Below are 24,044 nucleotides of genomic sequence, written 5' to 3'. Positions count from 1 at the left end.
GTGCTCCATAAGGTGGTGGGCCACCGGGTGGTGACTGTCCCCACCCCTGCGGCCGGCGCTGCTGCGCGCCTTGTCCCCATTGCTGCTGCTGGTACGGATCGTGCTGGGACGGCTGCCCGGGGGTGGGTTCGCTCATGGCCTCAGCGTCGGGCAACCTCGCCGGGCGCGCGACTCAGGGATTCCGCTCCGGGCCGCCACGGGTACGTGGGCCAGAGCCCCTGGACCGCGGACTTTGGGAGTTCTACGGCTGGCCTTCCGTCAGTGGGCAACCTGGCAAGGGGTGCTGGCAACCGTGGGCCAGGGTGCCTTGGCCTGGGGCGGGGCGAAGACCAGGAGGCGGAGGGTCAGGAAGCGGGCTGTGCCTGCCAGGGCCGCTGCTGTGAGGTAGACCGACTGTTCCCACAGCAGGGTCGGGGACGGCTTCAGCAGGTGCAGGGTGAGGATCGCGGCGGACGTCACCGCGTAGGCCACCGCCGCCGACGCCGCGGACTGGAGGTGGCGGCGCAGGCCCGCCCGGCGGCCCGTGCCGAAGGTGAACAGGGCGTGCAGCTCGGTGCAGAGCAGCGTGGAGGCCACGGTGATCAGGGCGTTGGCCAGCGCCCACGGCATCGAGTGCGCCAGCAGCGGGACCGTGGCACCGGAGACCAGGCCGACGCCGCCCCCGCACACCACGAACCGGGCGAAGGAGGCCAGGGGCGAGGTCATGGAACGGCCTTTCCGGAGACGGTGGTTGGGCTTGGGCGGGCATGGTCGACGATTCCCTGTCGCGGGGGTTCGGGCGAGGTGGCACGCTCCCGGATCGGGGGTGGGGGCAGCCCTACCCCGGTGCGTTGTCGGTGGTGGCGTCTACGCTCGAAGCGATGGTGCGGACGTGGGTGTGCGAAGGGCTCCGGTGGGACCGGGGCGGGCCGGTGCTGCAGTGGGGCGGGGGGCGGCGGACGGCGCTGGACCGGGGGAAGCGGGTGGCGTTCGGGGTGGTGGACGGGGGTGTGCGGAGTTGTGTGGGGGCCCGGGGCAACGCCTGTCCGGTGCGGGCGCCGGTGTCGGGGCGCAGCACCGGTGTGCGGTGCGAGGAGTGCGGGCGGCTGGACCGCGCGCACTCCGTGGCCGCGGACACCCTCGCCGACGATCCGCGGCCGTACCGGGTCTATCTGGCCTGGTTCGGGCCCGGTCTGGTCAAGGTCGGGATCACCGCCGAGGAGCGGGGCTCGCGCCGCCTGCTCGAACAGGGCGCCGTCTGCTTCAGCTGGCTCGGCACCGGACCGCTGATGGCCGCCCGCCGCACCGAGGAACTGCTGCGGGCCGCGCTAGGCGTGCCGGACCGGATCCCGTACGGCGGCAAGCGGGCCGTCCGCTCGGCGCTGCCGGGGACCGGGGCCGAGCGCGCCGCCGAGGTGGAGCTGCTGCACGCCCGGGCCCGCGCCCTGCCCGGCTGGCCCGACTCCCTCGCCCCCGCGCCCTGCCGTCCCGTCGACCACGCCGACGCCTTCGGGCTCGCGGGGCTGCCGCCGGCCGTCGCCGAAGTGGCCGAGCTGGTGGCGGGCGGCACCGTCGGCGGCAGGCTCCTCGCCGCCGCGGGACCGGATCTGCATCTGGGGACCGGCGCCGGTGTCGTCGTGCTCGACACCCGGCTGATGAGAGGGTGGCCGCTGGTCGCGGCGGACGGCACGGAGATATCCGTACCGACCAGGGGGATCAAAACCTCGGCAATCGCCCAGGACGGGCTGTTCTGACCTGCTTCGGCGCCCCGGACCCAGGTACCGCCTGAGAGCCTCCTGTGCGTTTCTCAGGAAAATCACAGGCAGCAGAAAGCGTGTTCTCAGAGGGCCCCGCGAGGGTGTCCAGCATGACCACGACCTCGCCCCAGGGGCGCACCGAACTGCTGAGGCCGGACGGGAGCCCCGTCCGAGTGCTTGTGGTGGACGACGAGTTGTCGATCACCGAGCTGCTCTCCATGGCTCTGCGATACGAAGGCTGGCAGATCCGCAGCGCCGGAGACGGCACGGGCGCCATCCAGACCGCGCGCGAGTTCCGGCCCGACGCCGTCGTACTCGACATGATGCTGCCCGACATGGACGGGCTGACCGTCCTGGGGCGGCTGCGCCGGGAACTGCCGGACGTGCCGGTGCTCTTCCTCACCGCCAAGGACGCCGTCGAGGACCGGATCGCCGGTCTCACCGCGGGCGGGGACGACTACGTCACCAAGCCGTTCAGCCTGGAGGAGGTCGTCGCCCGGCTGCGCGGCCTGATCCGCCGTTCCGGCGCCGCCGACCGCCGCTCCGAGTCCGTGCTGGTCGTCGGCGACCTCACCCTCGACGAGGACAGCCACGAGGTCAGCCGGGCCGGCCATTCGATCCACCTCACCGCCACCGAGTTCGAGCTGCTGCGCTTCCTGATGCGCAACCCGCGGCGCGTGCTCAGCAAGGCGCAGATACTCGACCGGGTCTGGTCCTACGACTTCGGCGGCCAGGCCAACGTCGTCGAGCTGTACATCTCCTACCTGCGGCGGAAGATCGACGCCGGCCGTGAGCCGATGATCCACACCCGGCGCGGCGCCGGGTACCTGATCAAGCCCGCCGCATGAGCGGGCGACGGCGGACGCGTCCGCGGAGGATGCGGGCGGGACAGCCGCGGACCCTCAGGACCCGGCTCGTCGTCGCCTCCGTGGTGCTGATCGCCGTGGTGTGCGCGGTGATCGGCACGGTCACCACCCTGGCCCTGCGCTCCCACCTCTACGCCCAGCTCGACGAGCGGCTCACCGAGGTCGTGGGCCGTACCGCAGGCTTCGGCGGGCCGCCCGGCGACCCGGGCAAGGCCGACGGGGCGGGCGGCGGGGCGGCCAACGGGGTGGAGAAGGACAACGCGCCCGGCGAGGGCGACGGCTTCACCATCGACGACCTCGTCACCCGCGGCCCGCAGCCCAGGGGCACCGTCATCGCCGAGGTGTCGGGCGGCGCCATCACCGCCGCCAAGGTCGGCGAGGAGGACGAGAACAGCACCGACATCAGCGGCATGGTGCCCAAGGACCTCTCCGCCGGCCAGATCCGGGCCCTCGGCTCCGTCCCCCGGGACGGCCACAAGCACACCGTGGACCTGGGCAGCCTGGGCGAGTACCGGGTCGAGTACAAGGACGGCGCCAACGGCAGCTACTACGTCGCCGTGCCCACCGAGGAAGTCGACAACACCCTCAACACCCTGATCCTCATAGAGGTCAGCGTCACCGCCGCCGGCCTGATCGCCGCCTCCCTCGCCGGGTTCGTCATCGTCGGCGTCGCCACCCGCCCCCTGCGCAAGGTCGCCGCGACCGCCACCCGGGTCTCCGAACTCCCCCTGCACACCGGCGAGGTGAACCTCAGCGAGCGGGTCCCCGAGTCCGAGTGCGACCCGCACACCGAGGTCGGCAAGGTCGGCGCCGCCCTCAACCGGATGCTGGACCACGTCCACGGCGCCCTGCACTCCCGCCAGCAGAGCGAGACACGGGTACGGCAGTTCGTCGCCGACGCCAGCCATGAGCTGCGCACCCCGCTGGCCTCCATCCGCGGCTACGCCGAACTGACCCGGCGCGGCCGGGAGGACGTCGGCCCCGACACCCGGCACGCCCTCGGCCGCATCGAGTCCGAGGCGGGCCGGATGACCCTCCTGGTCGAGGACCTCCTGCTGCTGGCCCGGCTCGACGCCGGACGCCCCCTGCGGTTCGAGCAGACCGACCTCGTCCCGCTCGTCGTGGACACCATCAGCGACGCCCGCGCGGCCGGCCGGGACCACAACTGGCGCCTGGACCTGCCCGACGAACCCGCGCTGGTCAGCGCGGACGCGGCCCGCCTGCAACAGGTCCTGGTCAACCTGCTCGCCAACGCCCGTACGCACACCGCGCCCGGTACGACGGTCACCGCGCGCGTGCAGCGGCGCGGGCCCTGGCTGTGCGTGGACGTCGAGGACGACGGCCAGGGCATCCCGGCCGAACTCCTCCCGCACGTCTTCGAACGGTTCGCACGCGGCGACTCCTCGCGCTCCCGCGCCTCCGGCTCGACCGGCCTCGGCCTCGCCATCGTGCAGGCCGTGGCGGCCGCGCACGGCGGTGCCGTGACCGTGGACAGCGTGCCCGGGCGGACCGTCTTCACGGTCCACCTGCCCGCGCTCGGCCCGCAGCCGGCGCCCGAAACCGACTGGCAGTCGTACTCACAGGCGGAGCACAGCGCCACCACACGGGTGCGACAGGGCGGTTGAGAAGAGTCGGTTCCATGCGAACCGACTCTTCTCCCGGCAACCTGCCGGCGCGGGAGCACCTCCCGGCCACAGACGCCGGTACGCCTGTCCTGGACGTAGTGATCCCCGTCTACAACGAGGAGAAGGACCTCCAGCCATGCGTGCTGAGACTGCACGAGCACCTCAGGCGCACCTTCCCGTACGCGTTCCGGATCACCGTCGCGGACAACGCCTCCACGGACACCACCCCGGGTGTGGCCGCGCGGCTGGCGGCGGAGATCGCCGAGGTCCGTACCGTCCGGCTGGAACAGAAGGGCCGCGGCCGCGCCCTGCGCACCGTGTGGTCCGCCTCGGACGCACCGGTCCTCGCCTACATGGACGTGGACCTGTCCACGGACCTCAACGCCCTGCTGCCGCTGGTGGCCCCGCTGATCTCGGGCCACTCGGACCTGGCGATCGGCTCCCGGCTGGCCCGCTCCTCGCGGGTGGTCCGCGGCCCGAAGCGGGAGTTCATCAGCCGCTCGTACAACCTGATCCTGCGCGGTTCGCTCCAGGCGCGCTTCTCCGACGCGCAGTGCGGCTTCAAGGCGATCCGCCGTGATGTCGCCCAGGAGCTGCTGCCGCTGGTCGAGGACACCGGCTGGTTCTTCGACACCGAGCTGCTGGTGCTCGCCGAGCGCGCGGGGCTGCGGATCCACGAGGTGCCGGTCGACTGGGTCGACGACCCCGACTCCACCGTGCACATCGTCAGGACCGCCACCGACGACCTCAAGGGCGTGTGGCGGGTCGGCAGGGCGCTCGCGACGGGGTCGCTTCCGCTGGACCGGCTGGCCCGTCCGTTCGGCGACGACCCCCGCGACCGGGACATCGAGGACGTGCCGAGGGGGCTGGCCCGTCAGCTCGTCGGCTTCTGCGTGGTCGGCGCCATGTCCACGCTGTTCTATCTGCTGCTCTACAGCGGCTTCCGCCAGTTCGCCGGCTCGCAGACGGCCAACGCGCTGGCCCTGCTGGTCTCGGCGGTCGCCAACACGGCCGCCAACCGCCGTCTCACCTTCGGGGTGCGGGGCCGGGGCGGGGCGGTCCGGCACCAGGCGCAGGGCCTCGTCGTGTTCGGGATCGGACTCGCGCTGACCAGCGGCTCGCTGGCCGCCCTCGACGTGGCCACCGGCAACCCCGCGCACTCCACCGAGCTGGCGGTGCTCATCGCCGCCAACCTCGCCGCGACCGTGCTGCGCTTCCTGCTCTTCCGGGCCTGGGTCTTCCCCGACCGGCGCGAGGAGGCACCGGCCTCGACGGTCGTGGCCACGCGCGCCCCTTTCCACATCCCGACGCACGCCTCGACGCACATCCCGACGCCCGCCCCGACCTACGGCGCACCCCACCCGCCGCTCCCGCAGCGCACCGCGGACCGCTTCCGCGCCGGTGACGCCGCAGACCGTTTCCGCGCCGGTGACGCCGCGGACCACTCCTGGCGGGACGCCACCACGCGGCTTCGGCCCGTGCGCCCCGCCGACACCGACCCGGGGGACCCCCGATGACCATCACAGACACCGCCGTACAGGAACAGGATCAGGAACCGGCGGCCGACGGCCCGGCGGCGCCCGGTGCCGGTGAGCCGAGGCAGCCGTTCGCGCGCAGAGTGTGGCGCGGGCGGCCCGAGGACCCGCGCTGGGTCCGCCCGGCCCTGCTCGGCCTGCTCGCCGCCACCCTCGTCCTCTACCTCTGGAACCTGAGCGCCTCCGGCTACGCCAACTCCTTCTACTCGGCGGCCGTCCAGGCCGGCGGCGAGTCCTGGAAGGCGTTCTTCTTCGGCTCGCTGGACGCCGGCAACGCCATCACCGTCGACAAGCCCCCGGCCGCGCTGTGGCCGATGGCCCTCGCGGTGCGGATCTTCGGCCTCTCCTCGTGGGCGATCCTGGTGCCCGAGGTGCTGATGGGCGTCGGCACGGTCGCCGTCGTGTACGCGGCCGTCCGCCGCCGGTTCGGCCCGGCCGCCGGTCTGATCTCCGGCGCGGTGCTCGCGCTCACCCCGGTCGCGGCCCTGATGTTCCGGTTCAACAACCCGGACGCGATGCTGGCCCTGCTGATGGCGCTGGCCTGCTACTTCGTCATCCGCGGGCTGGAGGACGGCCGGACGCGGTGGCTGCTGTTCGCGGGCGCGGCGATCGGTTTCGCGTTCCTCGCCAAGACCCTCCAGGCATTCCTGATCCTGCCCCCGCTCGCCCTCGTGTACGGCGTCTGCGCGCCGGTGTCGGTGCGGAAGCGGATCGGTCAGCTGGCGGCGGGCCTGGCCGCCATCGTCGTCTCCGGCGGCTGGTGGGTGGCGGTCGTCGAGCTGTGGCCGGCGTCCTCCCGGCCGTACATCGGCGGCTCGCAGAACAACTCCTTCCTGGAGCTGACCTTCGGCTACAACGGCCTGGGTCGGCTCAACGGCGAGGAGACCGGCAGCGTCGGCGGCGGTGGCGGCGGGGGCGGCACCGGGCAGTGGGGCGAGACCGGCTGGGACCGGATGTTCTCCTCCAGCATCGGCGGACAGATCTCCTGGCTGATCCCGGCCGCGCTGATCCTGCTGGCCGCGGGCCTGGTGGCCACCCGCAAGGCGCGGCGCGCCTCGGTGACGCGCGGCTCGTTCCTGGTCTGGGGCGGCGCGCTGCTGACCACCATGGTGGTCTTCAGTTACATGCAGGGCATCTTCCACGAGTACTACACGGTGGCCCTGGCCCCCTACATCGCGCCGCTCGTCGGTATGGGCTCGACGCTGCTGTGGGAGAAGCGGGACCGGGTGTGGGCCTCACTGGGCCTCGCGGCGGCCATGACGGCGACCGCGGCCTGGGGTTACGTGCTGCTCAACCGGTCCGCCGACTACCTGCCGTGGCTGAAGTGGCTGGTGCTGGTGGGCGGTCTGGCCGCGGCCCTCGGGCTGCTCTTCGTGAGCAGGCTCGGCCGTGGACCGGCGCTGGGTGTCGTGGGCCTCGGGCTCGTGGCGGCGCTGGCGGGTCCCACGGCGTACACGCTGACCACGGTCGGCGACGCCCACACCGGGTCGATCGTGACCGCGGGACCGTCGGTCCAGGGCGGGCGCGGCGGCGGCCCGGGCGGCGGGGGCGGTGGCGGCGGCGATGGCTTCCCGGGCGGCGGAGGCATGCCGGGCCAGCAGGGTCAGGGCCAGGGCCAGGGGCAGCAGGGCGGTGGCATGGGCCAGCCCCCGACCGGCGGTACCGGCGGCGGCTTCCCGGGCGGCGGAGGCATGCCGGGCCAGCAGAACGGCCAGAACGGCCAGCAGAACGGCGAAGGCGGAATGCCCGGCGGCGGCGGTGGCGGCGGCATGGGCGGTCTGCTCAACGGCGCCTCGGTCTCCGACGAGGCCAAGTCCCTCCTCACGGAGGACGCCGGCGACTACACCTGGGCGGCCGCGGCCATCGGCGCCCAGAACGCGGCGAGCTACCAACTCTCCACCGGTGAACCCGTGATGGCGATCGGCGGCTTCAACGGCACCGACCCGTCCCCGACGCTGGCCCAGTTCAAGGAGTACGTGGCGGACGGAAAGGTCCACTACTTCATCTCCAGCGGCTCCGGCGGCGGCATGGGTGGCGGCGACAGCGGTACGTCCGCCCAGATCACGGAGTGGGTCGAGGTCAACTTCAAGGAGGTGACGGCCGGTTCGGCCACCTTCTACGACCTGACGCAGAAGGCGGGCTAGGCCGGGCGAGGCCCGGAAAAGGGGCGTGCTGTACACCGTATGGGAGCTGTTCTACGGTGTACAGCATGCCCGTCTCCCAAGGACATCCCCAGCGTTGGCCGATCCTCGGTGTCATCTGCCTCGCCCAGCTCACCGTGCTGCTCGACAACACGATCCTGAACGTGGCCATCCCCACGCTCACCCAGGAGATGGGCGCGTCGACCTCCGACATCCAGTGGATGATCAACGCGTACTCGCTGGTGCAGTCCGGTCTGCTGCTCACCGCCGGCAGCGCCGCCGACCGCTACGGCCGCAAGAAGATGCTGATCACCGGTCTCGCCCTGTTCGGCATCGGCTCACTCGTGGCCGGACTCGCCGACAGCGCGGGCCAGTTGATCGCCGCACGGGCCGGGATGGGCGTCGGCGGCGCGCTGCTGCTGACCACGACCCTCGCGGTGGCGATGCAGATCTTCGCGCCGGAGGAGCACCCGAAGGCGATCGGCATCTGGAGCGCGGTCAACGCCCTCGGCTTCGCCTGCGGCCCGCTGCTCGGCGGGTTCATGCTCAACCACTTCTGGTGGGGCGCGATCTTCCTGATCAACCTGCCCGTCGCGGCGCTCGGTCTGGTCGCCGTCGTCGCCCTCGTTCCCGAGTCCAAGAACCCGCGGGGCGAGAGCCCCGACCTGCTCGGCGCGCTGCTCTCCACGATCGGCATGGCCGCCCTGGTCTACGCGATCATCTCCGGCCCCGAACACGGCTGGACCTCGACGCGGGTGCTGACCACGGGCGCCGTGGCGGTGCTGGTGCTCGCGCTATTCGCGTGCTGGGAGAGCCGCATCCCGTACCCCATGCTCGACCCGCACTTCTTCCGGGACCGCCGGTTCACCGGCGCGGTCGCCGGCGCGGTGCTGATCACCTTCGGCATGGGCGGCGCGCTGTTCCTGCTCACCCAGCACCTCCAGTTCGTCCTCGGCTACGGCCCCTTGGAGGCGGGTCTGAGGACCGCCCCGCTGGCGCTGACCGTCGTGGCGCTGAACTTCACCGGGGTGTCGGCGAAGTGGACGGCGAAGCTGGGCACTCCGACGTCGATCCTGCTCGGCATGGTGCTGATGTCGGCGGGTCTGGTGTCGATCGCGGTCGCCTCCGACGGCTACTCGGGCACCCTGCTGGGACTGGTCCTGATCGGTGTGGGCTGCGCGGTCGCCAACCCGGCGATGGCCCACGCGATCATGAGCGCCATCCCCCGGGAGAAGGCGGGCGTCGGCGCCGGGATCAACGGCACGCTCGCGGAGTTCGGCAACGGGCTGGGCGTCGCGGTCCTCGGAGCCGTCCTGAACTCCCGCTTCGCGGCGCTGATTCCCCTCGCCGCGTCCTCCCTGCCGGCGGCGCTGGCCTCGGCGGACTCGGCGGCGGAGAAGAGGGAGCTCACCGACGCCTTCTCGGCCGGCCTGGAGACCAGCCAGCTGGTGGGGGCGCTGGCCGTCCTGCTCGGCGGGCTGCTCGCGGCGGCGTTGCTGCGCAGGGCGGAGCGGGCAGACTCGGAGATGGTGAGCGCGTAGCGGCCCGGGTCCGGCGGGTGTGCGCCCCCGGGCCCCCGGTGCGACCCGCAGTACCGTTCTCCGCGCCCCGACCAGGGCGCCTAGCATGACCGGCACCGGGACAGCAGGAAGGTGTGCCATGAACAAGGCAGCCGAGCGGGGCAGCGTTTGGCTGGAGGGCAAGGGGCGCCGCGGCAGCAAGGGCGGGGGCCAGCCCTCCGGGCTCGACCGGGACCGGATCACCGAGGCGACCGTACGGCTGCTCGACGCGGAGGGGCTCGCGAAGTTCTCCATGCGGCGCCTGGCCGCCGAGCTGAACGTGACGGCCATGTCCGTCTACTGGTACGTCGACACCAAGGACGACCTCCTCGAACTCGCCCTGGACGCCGTCTACGGCGAGATCCCGCTGCCCGACCCGGAGGCCGGCGAGGACTGGCGCGGCCAACTGCGTTCCCTGGCCCGCGAGTACCGCACCCTGCTGGTCCGCCACCCCTGGATCTCCCCGCTGGCCGGGACCTACCTCAACATCGGCCCCAACTCGCTCGGCTTCGCCCGGGCGATCCAGCAGGTCATCCGCAGAACGGGCCTGCCCGCGCACGGGGTGACGGGCGCGATCTCGGCCGTCTGCCAGTTCGTGTACGGCTACGGCACGATCGAGGGCCACTTCTTCACCCGGGTCCACGACACCGGCATGACCGCCGACGCCTACTACCGGCACGCCATGGCGAAGGTGAGCGAGGCCCCCTCGGCGGCCGAGGCGGTCGAGGAGGCCAAGGACATCATGGCGGCCCGGGGCGGGGACACGGTCGAGGAGATGCTGGAGCGCGACTTCGCCTTCGCCCTGGACCTGCTGGTGGCCGGCATCGAGGAGATGGTGGCCAGGGAGGGCTGACCGGCACCCAGGTCCTGGGCCGGTCGCAGAGGGCTCACCTACCGGGGTCCCTCGACCGGCTCTATGCCAGCCGAGCCGGGAATCCTCCCGTGGCGACCGGCCCCCACCGCTCCGGAGTGATCCGGATGATCGACTTGCCCTGCTTCAGCATCGCCGCCCGGTACTCGTCCCAGTCCGGGTGCTCCCCGGCGATGTTCCGGTAGTACTCGACCAGCGGCTCGACGGAGTCGGGCGCGTCGACGACCTCGGCCGTGCCGTCGACCTGGACCCACGGCCCGTTCCAGTCGTCGCTCAGCACGATCAGGCTCACCCGCGCGTCGCGCTTGGCGTTGCGGGTCTTGGCCCGCTCGGGGTAGGTGGAGACGACGATCCGCCCGGAGTCGTCCACCCCGCAGGTCAGCGGCGACCCCTGCGGGCCCCCGTCGGCCCGCCGGGTCAGCAGCAGCGCCCGATGCCGGGGCCGTACGAAGTCGAGCAACTCGTCCAGCGAGACGGTGGTGTTGGTCGCGATGTTCCGTGCCATGAGTCTCAGCCTAGGGGGAGGTCGGCGCCCTGCACGGCCTGCACCTCCAGCTCCACCCTCAGCGTCGTCCCGATGGCGGCGATCCCGGCCTGGACGACCTGGTTGTAGTTCATCGCGAAGTCCTCGCGGTGCAGTTCGGCCGTGGCCCGGAACGCCGCCCGGGTCCCGCCCCAGGGGTCGGCGCCGGTGCCCAGGTAGGAGAGGTCCAGGTCGACGGGGCGTACGACTCCGCGCAGGGTGAGGTCGCCGTGGACCGTCCAGCGGTCCTGGCCGGCCGCGGTCAGGCCCGTCGAGCGGTAGGTGATCTCCGGGTGGCGCTCGGCGTCCAGGAAGTCCGCCGACCGCAGATGCGTGTCCCGGGCCGTGTTCCCCGTGTCGATGGACGCGGCCCGGATCACCGCCTCCACCCGCGACCCGGTGACGTCGCCCGGCGCGATCCGCACCGTCGCGCCGAACTCCGTGAACCGCCCGCGCACACTGGAGATCCCCAGATGCCGGGCCACCGCCCCGACCGCGGAGTGCGCGGGGTCCACGGTCCACGTCCCCGGCGGCGGCAGTTCCGCCCCGCCCGCGCGGGCCAGCGTCACGGTGCCGACCTCGGCCCGGCCGCTCGCCGTGACGATCGCGCCGGCCGCGGCGGGCGCGTACCCGACGGCGGTGACCACGACCGTGTACGCCCCCGGCGGCAGCACGGTCGCATCCCGTACGGTGCCCTCGTCGTCCGCCGCGGCCCGCAGCACCTGCGTCCCGGTCGCGTCCGTCACCGTGACGACCGCGTGCGACACGGCCCATCCGTCCCGGGTGCGGATCCTCGCGGTCAGTCCCATCCCACACAACTCCTCGAACACAGACGCGTGAACCGGCCCGTGGGGCGCACCTCCGCTCAGAGCGCGCTCCACGGGCCGGGGCTTTCTCCGGCTACTCGCCGGGGTGGGCGAGAGCGATGTCGTGGCCGTCGACGGCACGGCCCCGCACGGTCAGCGCGGAGGCCACCGGCGGGTAGCCCGCCGCGATGACGGTGTACTCGCCGCCGTCCAGGTCGGTGAAGGCGTACGCCCCGTCCGTACCGGTCGTCGCCGTGCCGACGACGTTGCCGGCGGCGTCCACGAGGGTCACCCGGGCGTCGGCCAGCGGGCCGTGCGGGGCCGTGACCACGCCCTGGAGCCGGGAACCGGCGTCGAGGTCGACGTCGACGCGGGTGACACCGGTGGCGCCGACCTCCACGGGCACCGCGCGCGGCCGGAACCCCTCGGCGTTCACCGCGACGGTCACCGCCCCCGGCACCAGCTCGGAGAGGGCGAACTCGCCCTGCTCACCGGTGGCGGCGGTGGCCAGCAGGTCCCCGCGCACATCGGTGACGATCACCATCGCGTCCTCGACCGGCAGCGCGCCGTCGGCCGCCCGCACCACACCGCTCAGCCCACTGGTCCCGCTGAGCAGGATGTCGTGGGCGAGGGGCTCCTCGCCGACGACGACCGTGGACGCCTGCGGCTGGAACCCGTCGGCGGAGGCGATCAGGACGTACGAACCGCTGCCCGGCGTGTCGATGCCGTAGGAGCCGTCCTGCTGGGCCACCGAGCGGCCCAACTGCCGTCCGGTGAGCGAGATCAGGGTGACCGCGGCCCTCGGCAGGGGTGCGTTCTCCGCACCGCGGACGAAGCCGCGGACCGGGATGCCACCGGTGGCGGGTGCCTCCTCGGCCGGGGCGGGCTCCTCGGCGACGGCGGTGACCGGCGCGGCGGTGGCCGCGGCGGCGACGGCGGTCGTGGCGGCGACCTCGGCGGAGGCGGAGGCATCCGCGGCCTTCGTGGAGGTGGCCTCGGCCGCCTGGGCCAGGGCGCCGGAGGTGCGCAGCGGGACCTCCTTGATGAACAGCGTCACCAGGAAGGCGAGCAGGGCGACCGGCGCGACGTACAGGAAGATGTCGGCGATGCCGTGCCCGTAGGCGCTCTCCAGCCAGGTGCGGACGTGCGTGGGCAGCGCGTCCATGTCGGGCAGTTCGCCGCTGCCGACGGCCTGGGCGGCGGCCGCCTGCTCCTTGGGGCTGAGCGTGCCGATCGTGTCGGTGGCGTAGTGGCTGATCCGGGTCGTCATCACGGAGCCCAGCACCGAGACGCCCATCGCGCCGCCGAGGGACCGGAAGAAGGTGACCACGGAGCTGGCCGCGCCGAGCTCGTGCGGGGCGACCTGGTTCTGCGTGGACAGCACCAGGTTCTGCATCATCATGCCGATGCCCAGGCCCATGACGGCCATGAAGACCGCGATGTGCCAGTACGCGGTGTCGTAGCGCATGGTGCCCAGCAGACCGAGGCCCGCCGTCACCAGCACACCGCCCGTGACCAGCCACGCCTTCCACTTGCCGGTCTTGGTGATGACCGCGCCGGAGACCGTCGAGGAGACGAACAGACCGGCGATCATCGGGATGGTCATGACGCCCGACATGGTCGGGGACTTGTCCCGGGCCAGCTGGAAGTACTGGCTGAAGAAGACCGTGCCCGCGAACATCGCGACACCCACGAGCAGGGAGGCCAGCGAGGCCAGCGTGATCGTGCGGTTGCGGAACAGGTGCAGCGGGATGATCGGCTCGGCGGCCCTGGTCTCCACGAACAGGAAGACCAGCACGAGCGCGACCGCGCCGCCGACCATCGCACCGGTCTGCCAGGACAGCCAGTCGTACTTGTCGTCGGCGAAGGTCACCCAGATCAGCAGCAGGCAGACGGCCGCGGTGACGAAGAAGGCGCCCGCCCAGTCGACCTTGACCTTCCGCTTCGTCTCCGGCAGGTGCAGCGTCTTCTGCAGCACGAACAGCGCGATCAGCGCGAACGGGATGCCCACGTACAGGCACCAGCGCCAGCCCAGCCAGTCGGTGTCGGTGATGACACCGCCGACCAGCGGACCGCCGACGGTCGCGACCGCGAACGTCGCGCCGAGGTAGCCGGAGTACCGGCCGCGCTCCCGCGGGGAGATCATCGCGGCCATGATGATCTGGGCCAGCGCGGTCAGACCGCCCGCGCCGATGCCCTGGATCACCCGGGCGCCGATCAGCATCCCGGAGTTCTGGGACAGACCCGCGATCACCGAGCCGATGACGTAGACGACCAGCGCTATCTGGACCAGGGCCTTCTTGCTCACCAGGTCCGCGAGCTTGCCCCACAGGGGGGTGGAGGCCGTCATCGCCAGCAGCGCGGCGGTCACGACCCAGGTGTACGCGCTCTGGCCGCCGCCGAGGTCCTGGATGATCTCGGGCAGCGCGTTGGAGACGATGGTGGAGGACAGGATCGCGGCGAACATGCCGAGCAGCAGCCCGGAGAGCGCCTCCATGATCTGCCGATGCGTCATGGGAGCCTCGCCGGAGCCTCCCGAGTGCTTGGCATGAGCCCGCACACCGGCCGGTGTGGTCGTTGCCATGGACTTCCTTCTCTTACGTGGTGATCGCGGGTGTACGGGGGGACTGCTCGTCCGCGGGGGTACGGGGTGACTGCTCGTCGAAGCAGCGCCTGAGCCGGGCCATCAGCCGGGTGAGCTGGATGACCTCCTCGTCGGTCCACTCGCCCAGGCGCTCGGCCAGCAGTTCGGTGGTGCGCCGGGAGAGCTCCTCTACCCGGGCCCGGCCCGAGGGTGTGAGGTGCAGGATCCGGCTGCGCTTGTCGGCGGGGTCCGGGGAGCGTTCGATCCAGCCGCGCTCGGCGAGATGGGCGACATGGCGGCTGGTCACCGACATGTCGACGGCGAGCAGCTCGGCCAGCCGGCCCATCCGCATCTCGCCGTGGCGGTCCAGCAGGGTCAGTACGGCGGCGGAACCACCGGGACAGTCGGCCGGCAGCACGCGTCCCAACTCCCGCTTCACCGCCCCGAAGGCACTGAACTGGCGGACGAGCTCCTCGTACTGCGCCTGTTCGGCCATCACACCTCCCGGAGTTCGTTGCTCCAGGCAACCGTAAGTACGGTTGGTTGCTACAGGCAAATAAATAGGGGTGGGTACGCCATAAAAACTTGGCAAAGGCAAGTATTGCGGGTGTAAACGCGCAGGTGGGGAGCGGTGCCCCGGGCTGCGGACGTATCGCCCGGCCCGGCCGCCCGGACCTGGGCCCCCACTTGGGGGAACACCCCGGGTTCGCTAGGGTTTCGGCCCATGGCTAACACCCAGGGCCCGCAGGGCAACCACGACCCCGCCGGCAGCACCCAGATGTTCCGCGCGTTCGTCGACGAGGCCCCGCAGGGCCGTCAGCAGGCGGCCGCTCCCGCCGGCCCCCGTATCGGCCTGATCATCGGTGTCGTGGCCGCCGTCGTGATCGTCGCCGCGGTGGCCTGGCTGGCGCTCGCCTGAGCGCTGTCGCGGGGCCGGCCTCCGCGGCCGGCCCGCCGCCCGCTCACCTCCACTCCACGGAGACGTCCCGCGTCTCCACGTGCATGCCGAGCGGCACCCGCCACGGCTCCACGCACACCGTCCAGGTCCGTTCCGTCCGCGCGCCGGCCCCGATCGGCGCCGGAAGGCCCACGTCCGACTCGACGGTCGCCCAGTCGACCCCGAGCGCCCCGATGACGTGCGTCCCGAAGGTCACCGTGCCCGAACGCACCGGGGTGCCACCGGAGTTGTGGAACGCCAGCGTCACCTCCTCGCACCACCGCTGCTCCGCCGCCGCCCGCTCCGGCTCGGCCCACACGAGGGCCGCGGGGGCCGCGGGAGCCGCGGAGGTGGGTGAGGCGCCGGGACGGTCCGGCGAGGGCGCGGGCGAGGAGGCGGAGGGCGAACTCGTGGGCGTACGGCTGGGCTTGGCGCCCCGCGCCGAAGCATCCGCGGTCGGCACGGGCGAGTCCCGATCCGTCCCCTCCCCGGAGTAAGAGCCCTCACCGCCACGGGAGTTGTCCGGCGCACCCGGCTCTCCCGACCGCCGGGGCTCCAGTGGCACCAGGCTCACCCCGCCGCTCGGCGACGCGACCACCGTGCCGGCGCCGCCCGGCGCTCCCACGGCGACGTGGCCGTCTCCTTCACCGCCGCCCGCGCATGCGGCGAGCAGCCCGCCCAGACACACGACGGCCGCCGAGGCGCCTGCCAGTGCGCCCCTGCGGCCATGTGTCCATGTCGTGGCCCGAAGCATCGGGTCATGGTGACTGACGTATCGTCAGAAGTGAACCCCTGGAACCCTCGGAACCCCGGAGTCTCCGGGTGACCCCGGACCTCAGTCCGAGATGAGGCCCTCCCGCAGCTGGGCCAGCGTCCGGGTCAGCAGGCGCGAGACGTGCATCTGCGAGATGCCGACCTCCTCGCCGATCTGGGACTGGGTCATGTTGGCGAAGAAGCGCAGCATGATGATGCGCCGTTCGCGGGGTGGGAGTTTGGCCAGCAGCGGCTTGAGGGACTCGCGGTACTCCACGCCCTCCAGGGCGGTGTCCTCGTAGCCGAGGCGGTCCGCCAGGGAGCCCTCGCCGCCGTCGTCCTCGGGGGCCGGGGAGTCCAGCGAGGAGGCCGTGTAGGCGTTGCCGACCGCCAGGCCGTCGACCACGTCCTCCTCGGACACGCCCAGGACCGCGGCGAGTTCGGTGACCGTGGGCGAGCGGTCCAGCTTCTGGGAGAGCTCGTCGCTGGCCTTCGTCAGCGCCAGCCGCAGCTCCTGGAGGCGGCGCGGGACACGCACCGACCAGGAGGTGTCCCGGAAGAACCGCTTGATCTCGCCGACCACCGTCGGCATCGCGAACGTCGGGAACTCCACGCCCCGTTCGCAGTCGAAGCGGTCGATCGCCTTGATCAGGCCGATCGTGCCGACCTGGACGATGTCCTCCATCGGCTCGTTGCGGGAGCGGAAGCGGGCGGCCGCGTACCGGACGAGCGGGAGGTTCAGCTCGATCAGGGTGTCGCGGACGTAGGCGCGCTCGGGGCTGTTCTCGTCCAGCGCGGCGAGCCGCAGGAACAGGGAGCGGGACAGGGTGCGGGTGTCGATGTTCGGCGAGGCCGACGGAGTCGGGAGTGCCGGGGCCGGCGCGGCCTCGACAAGGGCCGTTACGTCGTCGAGCGCGGGCGCAGCCTCGCTCTTTGTGAGCGTGAGCACCTTCGAGCTGCCCTGGTCTGCGGACATGCCACCCCCTTTGGGTCGCGGGACGGTCGCGGCGGACGTTCCACCGAGGAACGCAGCCTTCACCTGAATACCGGAGCCGAAGCCGCGGCAAACGCGCTTCCGGCAGAATGTCACATGTCGGCAACACGCTGTAGTGACATGTCGACATGTAAGACGTGAATCCGCCCTGGAAACAAGGGGTCTGACGGTTTTTCGGCCCGAAACTGTCGGGAAAGACCCGGGTGAGCGATTCGCTCTCCCCGGTTACCCTTCGCTCACGCTTTCGGTCAGGCTTCGATCCGGTTCGCGGACCGGAGCCGCTGGAAGCTACGGGCCAGTAGCCGCGAGACGTGCATCTGGGAGACGCCGAGTTCCGCGCTGATCTGCGACTGGGTCAGATTGCTGTAGTAGCGCAGCAGCAGGATGCGCTGCTCCCGTTCGGGGAGTTGCACCAGCAAGTGCCGGACCAGGTCGCGGTGTTCCACGCCGTCCAGCGCGGGGTCCTCGTAGCCGAGCCGGTCCAGCAGTCCGGGCAGCCCGTCGCCCTCCTGGGCCGCCTCCAGCGAGGTGGCGTGGTACGACCGGCCCGCCTCGATGCAGGCCAGCACCTCGTCCTCGCCGATCCGCAGCCGCTCGGCGATCTCGGCGGTGCTGGGGGTGCGCCCGAAGGCCGTGGTGAGGTCCTCGGTCGCGCTGTTGACCTGCACCCACAGCTCGTGGAGCCGGCGCGGTACGTGGACCGTGCGGACGTTGTCCCGGAAGTACCGCTTGATCTCGCCCACGACCGTCGGCATCGCGAAGGTCGGGAACTGCACGCCCCGCTCGGGGTCGAAGCGGTCGATGGCGTTGATCAGACCGATGGTGCCGACCTGGATCACGTCCTCCATCGGCTCGTTGCGGGAGCGGAACCTGGCGGCGGCGTAGCGCACGAGAGGGAGGTTCGCCTCGATGAGCGCCCCGCGTACGCGGTTGTGCTCCGGGGTGCCCCGGTGGAGGTCCTTCAGCTGGGCGAAGAGCACCTGGGTGAGGGCGCGGGTGTCGGCGCCCCGGCTGCGCGGGGCGGGGGAGGGTGCTTCCTGGGGAGGCGCAGTACTGGCCGACACGGTCAACTCCACCTCTTGATCCGTCAACTCATCCGTCAAAAGCGGTCATAGCATCACAAGACATGTGCACTGTGTGCAAGCACCGCATAACGCCGTGTTGAGTGCGAAGTGGTTTAAAGGGCGCAGAAAAGCCCCCCGCCGTTCGGGCGGAGGGCCTGCTGCCGGCCGTGCTCGGCGAGCGCGGCGGGCTCAGTACGCGTAGTCCGCGATCACCCAGGTGGCGAACTCCTTCCAGAGGGCCACGCCCGCCTGGTGCTCGGGGTGCTCGACGTACCGGCGCAGCGCGTCGGCGTCCTCGAAGCCGGAGTTGATCGCGAAGTCGTAGGCGATGGGGCGGTCGCTGAGGTTCCAGCCGAGCTCCCAGAAGCGGATCTCGGAGATCTTGCCGTCGAGTTCCCGGAAGGCCTTCTCGCCCTCCACGACACGCGGGTCGTCCCGCTCGACACCCTCGTTGAGCTTGAAGAGGACCAGGTGGCGGATCATCATTCTCCTCCGTTGGCGATCCACGTCATGAAGTCGCCGATGGCCTTGGCGGCGTCCGATATGCCCTCGAACCCTATCTGCACGTAGTCGGCCGCCTTGGCCGGGTCCGTGATGATCACGTAGAGCACGAAGACCACGAGTACGTAGACGGCGAGCTTCTTGGAATTCACCGCCACCGCGGCCTCCTGCCCTTGTCGCCCCGAAGGGCCCCCTGTTGACGGCGGTGAGTGTAACCGTCACGCCTTTTCCCGGGTCAACGCCCTGATGCGAGCGACCCGTTACGGGGGCCCGGACGCACGAAGGGCCCCGTCTTTCGACGGGGCCCTTCCAGAGCGGTAGCGGAGGGATTTGAACCCTCGGTGACTTGCGCCACACTCGCTTTCGAGGCGAGCTCCTTCGGCCGCTCGGACACGCTACCGAGGGAGACATTACAGCACCGGGGCCCGTGCTCCGAAATCGGTATCCGGCGGGGTTCAGCGGCCCCGGAAGAAGTCGGTGAGCAGACGGGCGCACTCCCGCGCCAGCACGCCCTCGACGACCTCGGGGCGGTGGTTGAGCCGCCGGTCGCGCACGACGTCCCACAGGGAGCCCGCCGCGCCGGCCTTCTCGTCCCGGGCGCCGTAGACGACCCGGTCCACCCGGGACTGCACGAGCGCGCCCGCGCACATCGTGCAGGGCTCCAGCGTGACGACGAGCGTGCAGCCGGACAGCCGCCACTCCCCGAGCCGCGCGGCGGCCCGCCGGATGGCCAGGACCTCCGCGTGCCCGGTCGGGTCGCCGGTGGCCTCACGTTCGTTGTGGCCGGTGCCGAGCACCGTCGTACCGTCCGGGGACAGGACGACGGCGCCGACGGGGACGTCCCCGCCCCGGACGGCCCGTTCGGCCTCGTCCAGGGCGAGTCGCATGGCGGACCGCCAGGGGTCGCGTACCGGGTCCGGGGGACCCGTGGCCTGCGCGGGCGTCAGCGGACGGTCTCCAGGACGTCCGCGGCGCCCAGCGCCTCGGCGATGGCGCCCAGCGCGTCGTCGGCGTCCAGCGCCTTCAGCTCCTTCTCGCTGACACCGAGGTCGTCGAGGATCTCGGTGTCGCCGACCGGGCTGTGCGGTACGGCGTCGGAGCCGTCCTCGTCGTCGGAGTCGCCGTCGGGCTCCTCCGTGCCGTCGAGGTCGAGGGAGTCCAGATCGGAGTCGTCACCGGGCTCCCTCCCGAGCAGTTCATCGGTGAGAAGGATCTCGCCGTAGCTGCTGCGGGCGGCCGCGGCGGCGTCGGAGACATAGATGCGCGGGTCGTCCTCGCCGTCTATGCGGACGACACCGAACCAGGACTCCTCCTGCTCGATGAGGACGAGGACCGTGTCCTCGTCGGGGTTGGCCTCCCTGGCCAGGTCGGCCAGATCGGACAGCGACTCCACATTGTCGAGCTCTGTGTCGCTCGCTTCCCACCCGTCTTCGGTGCGCGCGAGCAGTGCGGCGAAGTACACCGTGACTCTCCCACTGGTCTGAGGCGTGCCGGTTGGGGGTCCCCCCGGCGGAGGTTGCGGGCGGGAGTGCGGTGCGCCGAGCCCCGCCCACTCGGAATCGTGGCAGAAACGGAGCGCTCAGGGGACGTCTTCGGCTCCCTGTGTCCGCCCGTTTTGATCGTCCACCAGCGGGATCGTACGCGGCCCGCGGTGTGCCGCACGCATCAGTAGGGCAAAGAAGGCGCCGACGGCTACCAGCGGAAGGTGCGCATACGCATGGCGTGGCGCAGCCGCGCGGCCTTGGCGCGGCGGGGCTGGACGCGGTCCCGCAACTCGCGCGCCTCGGCCAGGTCCCGGAGGAACTGGGCGCGTCGCCTCCGGCGTTCCGCGTCGGTCTCCGGCCGGGTCCCGCCCTCCCGGGACTCACTGTCAGGCATGCTCACACCCCCAGTACGTCCCTCCCACTTTCCCTCTGATGGGCGGTTTGATGCCAGCGCGATGGACGCGGTGACCCGGTTACTGTTAGAGCCATGCGTCTCCACGTCGTCGACCACCCCCTGGTCGCCCACAAGCTCACCACGCTGCGCGACCAGCGCACCGACTCCGCGACCTTCCGCCGCCTCGCCGACGAACTGGTCACCCTGCTCGCCTACGAGGCCACGCGTGACGTGCGCACCGAACAGGTCGACATCCAGACGCCGGTCGAGCGGACCACGGGCGTCAAGCTCTCCTACCCGCGCCCGCTGGTGGTGCCGATCCTGCGGGCCGGCCTCGGCATGCTCGAAGGCATGGTCCGGCTGCTGCCGACCGCCGAGGTGGGCTTCATGGGCATGATCCGCAACGAGGAGACCCTCCAGGCGTCCACGTACGCCACGCGCATGCCGGAGGACCTCTCAGGGCGCCAGGTCTACGTCCTGGACCCGATGCTGGCCACCGGCGGCACCCTGGTCGCGGCGATCCAGGAGCTGATCAAGCGCGGCGCCGACGACGTGACCGCGGTGGTCCTGCTGGCCGCCCCCGAGGGCGTCGAGATCATGGAACGAGAACTGGCGGGCACCCCGGTAACGGTGGTCACGGCCTCGGTCGACGAACGCCTCAACGAACACGGCTACATCGTCCCGGGCCTCGGCGACGCAGGCGACCGCATGTACGGCGCAGCCGAGTAACACCCCACCCGAAGCCCGCGCCCCACCAGGGGCGCGGGGAACGGCGCGCTCAACCACAACACCGCGGCACCCGAGCGACGGCCGCTCGCGGCACCCCCCTAGGGGCGCGGGGAACTGCGCGACAAGCCCAAACGGCGCCGCACCCGAAGAGCCCCCGCTCAGCACCCCTTCTCAGCCGCAGCAGCAACCCGCGCTGCCCCAAGAGCGTCCAGCGCCTTCTCCGCATCCCCCTGGGACGCGAGCTTCTTGAACCCGTTCCCGAGGATCAGATCGACCGAGGCCCCCTTGCGCGCGCCGTCGGTCCGCCGCTCCGCCCCACTCAGCTGCGCGCCGAGCACCGGCAACGACGTGTCCAGCGCCGCCGCGGGCCCGAGCAGCACCCCGGCCCCCTTGACCTTCTTGTCGTACTCCTTGGTCGCGTTGCCCACGTCACCGATCTTGAAGCCGCGCTTCTTCAGCTCGTCCGCGGTCTTCTTCGCGAGCCCGCTGACGGGCGTGGCGTTGAAGACGTTGACGGTGATCTGCGCGGGTTTCGGCAACGCGGCGGGGCTCGGCGAGGCCACGGCGGCCCGCTTCGCGCAGTCCGCCTTGGGCCCGGCCGCCGACGCCTTCTCGCCGCCGCCGGTGAAGACGTCGACGAGTTGCAGCGTGCCCCAGCCGAGCACGCCGAGCGCGGTGACGGAGGCGACGCTCAGGAGAACGAGCCTGCCGCGCCGCCGGGGGCGGCGCATCCGCGGGTACTTGTCCCCCGTGATGCGGTACTGGCCGCCCATGCCGGGGGGAGTCAGCATGCTCATGGGCGCAGCGTAGTGCGCCACGGCGGCCATGCCTACTAGATGATCATTCGACAGGGGTCAGGAAAACCCGAAAGGGCCAACCTTCACCCCGCGGCCACGCGATCCGCGCCCGCCGCCGTACCGGTCAGTCCAGCTCCAGTACGCGGGCGTGCAGCACCTGGCGCTGTTGCAGCGCGGCGCGCACGGCCCGGTGCAGACCGTCCTCCAGGTACAGATCGCCCTGCCACTTGACGACATGCGCGAACAGGTCGCCGTAGAAGGTGGAGTCCTCGGCGAGCAGGGTCTCCAGGTCGAGCTGGCCCTTGGTCGTCACGAGCTGATCGAGGCGGATCGGGCGCGGCGCGACGTCCGCCCACTGCCGGGTGCTCTCCCGGCCGTGGTCGGGGTACGGCCTGCCGTTTCCGATGCGCTTGAAGATCACACGGAAAGCCTACCGGTCCAGACGTTCCGGGCGCAGCCATGGCGACGGAGTGCGACGCTGGAAAAGATGCCGCGAAGCGGGGCAAACCGGAACAGGGGCCCGAGATGAGTGACAGCGAGACCGTGCCGCAGGCCACCGTTCCCGAGAAGCCGGGAAGCGCGCCCGCCCTCCCGAAGGAGGCCCTGGAGATCGCCTCCGGATACGCCTTCGCGGGCCCGGCGCTGGATCTGGGCGCCCTGATGTGGGCCGGAGAGTGCCTGGCCGACGCGCAGATCCGGATCCCGCTGCCGATGCTCACCCGCCACGGTCTGGTGGCCGGCGCCACCGGCACCGGCAAGACCAAGACGCTCCAGCTGATCGCCGAGCAGCTCTCGGCGCAGGGCGTGCCGGTGTTCCTCGCCGACATCAAGGGCGACCTGTCCGGGATCTCGGCGCCGGGCGTGGCGAACGACAAGGTCGCCGCCCGGGCCGGCGAGGTCCACCAGAAGTGGACGGCGACGGGCTTCCCCGCGGAGTTCTACGCCCTCGGCGGCCTCGGCGAGGGCGTTCCGGTGCGGGCCACGGTCACCGGCTTCGGCCCGGTGCTGCTGTCGAAGGTCCTGGGGCTGAACCGGACCCAGGAGCAGTCCCTCGGCCTGATCTTCCACTACGCCGACCACAAGGGCCTGGAGCTGGTCGACCTCAAGGACCTGCGGGCCGTGGTCACCTTCCTGACCTCGGACGAGGGCCGGGGCGAGCTGAAGAACATCGGCGGTCTGTCGACGGCGACGGCCGGGGTCGTCCTGCGCTCGCTCACCGCCTTCGAGGCGCAGGGCATGGCCGCGTTCTTCGGTGAGCCGGAGTTCGACACGGCCGAGTTCCTGCGTACGGCGCCGGACGGCCGGGGGCTGGTGTCGGTGCTGGAGCTGCCCGCGGTGCAGGACAGGCCGCAGCTGTTCTCGACCTTCCTGATGTGGCTGCTGGCCGATCTCTTCCACGACCTGCCCGAGGTCGGCGACGCCGAGAAGCCGAAGCTGGTCTTCTTCTTCGACGAGGCGCATCTGCTCTTCAAGGACGCCTCCAGGGCGTTCCTCGACTCCATCACGCAGACCGTCCGGCTGATTCGCTCGAAAGGGGTCGGCGTCTTCTTCGTCACGCAGACCCCGAAGGACGTGCCCGGCGACGTCCTCGCCCAGCTCGGCAACCGTGTCCAGCACGCCCTGCGCGCCTTCACCCCGGACGACCAGAAGGCGCTCGCGGCCACCGTGAGGACCTTCCCGAACTCCGGCTACGACCTGGAGGAGCTGCTCACCGGGCTGGGCACCGGCGAGGCCGTGGTGACCGTGCTCAGCGAGAAGGGCGCCCCGACCCCGGTCGCCGCGACCCGGCTGCGCGCGCCCGAGTCCCTGATGGGGCCCGTCGCGCCGGACGCGCTGCGGCAGGCGGTGACGGGGTCGCCGCTGTACGGGCGGTACGCGCAGGCGGTCGACCGGGAGTCGGCGTACGAGAGGCTCCGGCGGCCGCCCGCGGGCAAGGGCCCGGACGAGCTGACGGCGGCCCCCGGGAAGGAGGCCGCGAGGGGGAAGGCGGCGCCGAGGGAGCCCGAGGAGGAGCGGTCGATGGTCGAACAGGTCGTCGGCAGCGGCATGTTCAAGTCGCTGGCCCGCTCCATCGGCACCCAGATCGGACGGGAGATCACCCGCTCGGTCTTCGGCACGGCCCGGCGGAGGCGGTAGTCCCACTTG

Annotated in this window: 25 protein-coding genes and 1 tRNA gene; 10 read left to right on the top strand and 16 right to left on the bottom strand. The window is 71.8% G+C overall.

All coding sequences use genetic code 11. The features are described from left to right. Positions 1 to 258: 258 nt before the first annotated feature. Positions 259 to 705 carry a GtrA family protein gene (locus ABT296_RS02435; protein ID WP_351922495.1) on the bottom strand — a complete coding sequence of 149 codons (447 nt, stop codon included), beginning with the start codon at positions 703 to 705 and terminating at the stop codon, positions 259 to 261. Positions 706 to 860: 155 nt separating this feature from the next. Between ABT296_RS02435 and ABT296_RS02430 the strand changes: the two genes are divergently transcribed. From ABT296_RS02430 to ABT296_RS02400, 7 genes are all read left to right on the top strand, one after another. Then, positions 861 to 1,733, top strand: coding sequence for a DUF2797 domain-containing protein (locus ABT296_RS02430; protein ID WP_351922494.1), 873 nt, complete (start codon positions 861 to 863; stop codon positions 1,731 to 1,733). Between the two features lie 113 nt (positions 1,734 to 1,846). Next, entirely contained in the window at positions 1,847 to 2,584 is a 738-nt protein-coding gene (locus ABT296_RS02425; protein WP_351922493.1) for a response regulator transcription factor, read from the top strand. Beyond that, positions 2,581 to 4,227 carry a sensor histidine kinase gene (locus ABT296_RS02420; protein WP_351922492.1) on the top strand — a complete coding sequence of 549 codons (1,647 nt, stop codon included), beginning with the start codon at positions 2,581 to 2,583 and terminating at the stop codon, positions 4,225 to 4,227. Before ABT296_RS02425 ends, ABT296_RS02420 begins: the two co-directional genes overlap by 4 nt. Before the next feature lie 14 nt (positions 4,228 to 4,241). Next, positions 4,242 to 5,744 carry a bifunctional glycosyltransferase family 2/GtrA family protein gene (locus ABT296_RS02415; protein ID WP_351922491.1) on the top strand — a complete coding sequence of 501 codons (1,503 nt, stop codon included), beginning with the start codon at positions 4,242 to 4,244 and terminating at the stop codon, positions 5,742 to 5,744. Beyond that, positions 5,741 to 7,906, top strand: coding sequence for an ArnT family glycosyltransferase (locus ABT296_RS02410; RefSeq protein WP_351922490.1), 2,166 nt, complete (start codon positions 5,741 to 5,743; stop codon positions 7,904 to 7,906). Before ABT296_RS02415 ends, ABT296_RS02410 begins: the two co-directional genes overlap by 4 nt. Positions 7,907 to 7,971: 65 nt before the next feature. After that, the gene (locus ABT296_RS02405) at positions 7,972 to 9,444 is read left to right on the top strand and encodes an MFS transporter (protein WP_351922489.1); all 1,473 of its coding nucleotides are present in this window, start codon (positions 7,972 to 7,974) and stop codon (positions 9,442 to 9,444) included. A gap of 118 nt (positions 9,445 to 9,562) precedes the next feature. Beyond that, on the top strand, positions 9,563 to 10,315 hold the full coding sequence (locus tag ABT296_RS02400) for a TetR/AcrR family transcriptional regulator (RefSeq protein ID WP_351922488.1): 753 nt from the start codon (positions 9,563 to 9,565) through the stop codon (positions 10,313 to 10,315). Positions 10,316 to 10,376: 61 nt separating this feature from the next. Here ABT296_RS02400 and ABT296_RS02395 read toward each other — a convergent pair whose 3' ends face one another. The 4 genes from ABT296_RS02395 to ABT296_RS02380 form a co-directional block, all read right to left on the bottom strand. After that, a complete protein-coding gene (locus ABT296_RS02395) occupies positions 10,377 to 10,838 on the bottom strand; it encodes a PPOX class F420-dependent oxidoreductase (protein ID WP_351922487.1) in 462 nt (153 codons plus the stop codon). A gap of 5 nt (positions 10,839 to 10,843) precedes the next feature. Next, positions 10,844 to 11,665 carry a YceI family protein gene (locus ABT296_RS02390; RefSeq protein WP_351922486.1) on the bottom strand — a complete coding sequence of 274 codons (822 nt, stop codon included), beginning with the start codon at positions 11,663 to 11,665 and terminating at the stop codon, positions 10,844 to 10,846. A 91-nt stretch (positions 11,666 to 11,756) separates the two neighbouring features. Continuing rightward, entirely contained in the window at positions 11,757 to 14,177 is a 2,421-nt protein-coding gene (locus tag ABT296_RS02385; protein WP_502977168.1) for an MFS transporter, read from the bottom strand. 82 nt (positions 14,178 to 14,259) lie between these two features. After that, positions 14,260 to 14,742, bottom strand: a complete 483-nt coding sequence (locus tag ABT296_RS02380; RefSeq protein ID WP_351922484.1) for a MarR family winged helix-turn-helix transcriptional regulator — start codon at positions 14,740 to 14,742, stop codon at positions 14,260 to 14,262. Between the two features lie 228 nt (positions 14,743 to 14,970). Between ABT296_RS02380 and ABT296_RS02375 the strand changes: the two genes are divergently transcribed. After that, positions 14,971 to 15,165, top strand: coding sequence for a hypothetical protein (locus ABT296_RS02375; RefSeq protein WP_351922483.1), 195 nt, complete (start codon positions 14,971 to 14,973; stop codon positions 15,163 to 15,165). A 43-nt stretch (positions 15,166 to 15,208) separates the two neighbouring features. Here the strand turns inward: ABT296_RS02375 and ABT296_RS02370 are convergent, their stop codons facing one another. From ABT296_RS02370 to ABT296_RS02330, 9 genes are all read right to left on the bottom strand, one after another. Continuing rightward, complete coding sequence (locus tag ABT296_RS02370) at positions 15,209 to 15,646, bottom strand: hypothetical protein (RefSeq protein ID WP_351922482.1); 438 nt, start codon at positions 15,644 to 15,646, stop codon at positions 15,209 to 15,211. A 372-nt stretch (positions 15,647 to 16,018) separates the two neighbouring features. Continuing rightward, entirely contained in the window at positions 16,019 to 16,912 is an 894-nt protein-coding gene (locus ABT296_RS02365; RefSeq protein WP_351922481.1) for an RNA polymerase sigma factor SigF, read from the bottom strand. Between the two features lie 266 nt (positions 16,913 to 17,178). Continuing rightward, entirely contained in the window at positions 17,179 to 18,033 is an 855-nt protein-coding gene (locus ABT296_RS02360) for an RNA polymerase sigma factor SigF (RefSeq protein WP_351922480.1), read from the bottom strand. Between the two features lie 150 nt (positions 18,034 to 18,183). Then, a complete protein-coding gene (locus ABT296_RS02355; RefSeq protein WP_351922889.1) occupies positions 18,184 to 18,477 on the bottom strand; it encodes a Dabb family protein in 294 nt (97 codons plus the stop codon). After that, complete coding sequence (locus tag ABT296_RS02350) at positions 18,477 to 18,653, bottom strand: hypothetical protein (RefSeq protein ID WP_351922479.1); 177 nt, start codon at positions 18,651 to 18,653, stop codon at positions 18,477 to 18,479. The genes ABT296_RS02355 and ABT296_RS02350 overlap by 1 nt, the downstream gene beginning before the upstream one ends. Before the next feature lie 157 nt (positions 18,654 to 18,810). Continuing rightward, positions 18,811 to 18,895 (bottom strand) — tRNA-Ser (locus ABT296_RS02345). 55 nt (positions 18,896 to 18,950) lie between these two features. Beyond that, complete coding sequence (gene tadA / locus ABT296_RS02340) at positions 18,951 to 19,382, bottom strand: tRNA adenosine(34) deaminase TadA (RefSeq protein ID WP_351922478.1); 432 nt, start codon at positions 19,380 to 19,382, stop codon at positions 18,951 to 18,953. Between the two features lie 56 nt (positions 19,383 to 19,438). Further along, positions 19,439 to 19,957, bottom strand: a complete 519-nt coding sequence (locus ABT296_RS02335; protein WP_351922477.1) for a tRNA adenosine deaminase-associated protein — start codon at positions 19,955 to 19,957, stop codon at positions 19,439 to 19,441. A 230-nt stretch (positions 19,958 to 20,187) separates the two neighbouring features. Further along, on the bottom strand, positions 20,188 to 20,373 hold the full coding sequence (locus ABT296_RS02330) for a hypothetical protein (protein WP_351922476.1): 186 nt from the start codon (positions 20,371 to 20,373) through the stop codon (positions 20,188 to 20,190). Positions 20,374 to 20,466: 93 nt separating this feature from the next. Here ABT296_RS02330 and upp point away from each other — a divergent pair, with 93 nt between their 5' ends. Continuing rightward, positions 20,467 to 21,102, top strand: a complete 636-nt coding sequence (gene upp / locus ABT296_RS02325; RefSeq protein ID WP_351922475.1) for a uracil phosphoribosyltransferase — start codon at positions 20,467 to 20,469, stop codon at positions 21,100 to 21,102. Between the two features lie 158 nt (positions 21,103 to 21,260). Here the strand turns inward: upp and ABT296_RS02320 are convergent, their stop codons facing one another. After that, the gene (locus tag ABT296_RS02320) at positions 21,261 to 21,875 is read right to left on the bottom strand and encodes a LytR C-terminal domain-containing protein (RefSeq protein WP_351922887.1); all 615 of its coding nucleotides are present in this window, start codon (positions 21,873 to 21,875) and stop codon (positions 21,261 to 21,263) included. Between the two features lie 148 nt (positions 21,876 to 22,023). After that, a complete protein-coding gene (locus ABT296_RS02315; protein WP_030420160.1) occupies positions 22,024 to 22,320 on the bottom strand; it encodes a type II toxin-antitoxin system VapB family antitoxin in 297 nt (98 codons plus the stop codon). A gap of 104 nt (positions 22,321 to 22,424) precedes the next feature. On the opposite strand from ABT296_RS02315, the gene ABT296_RS02310 reads away from it, so the two are divergent. Further along, positions 22,425 to 24,035: a helicase HerA-like domain-containing protein gene (locus ABT296_RS02310; RefSeq protein WP_351922474.1), complete on the top strand. Its 1,611-nt coding sequence runs from the start codon at positions 22,425 to 22,427 to the stop codon at positions 24,033 to 24,035. Positions 24,036 to 24,044 lie beyond the last annotated feature (9 nt).

Origin of the sequence: Streptomyces sp. NPDC000983 (genome assembly GCF_040299205.1) — a bacterium.
Taxonomy (GTDB): domain Bacteria; phylum Actinomycetota; class Actinomycetes; order Streptomycetales; family Streptomycetaceae; genus Streptomyces.
Note: the sequence above shows the minus strand (reverse complement) of the source record. Positions and strands in the feature narration are given on the sequence as shown.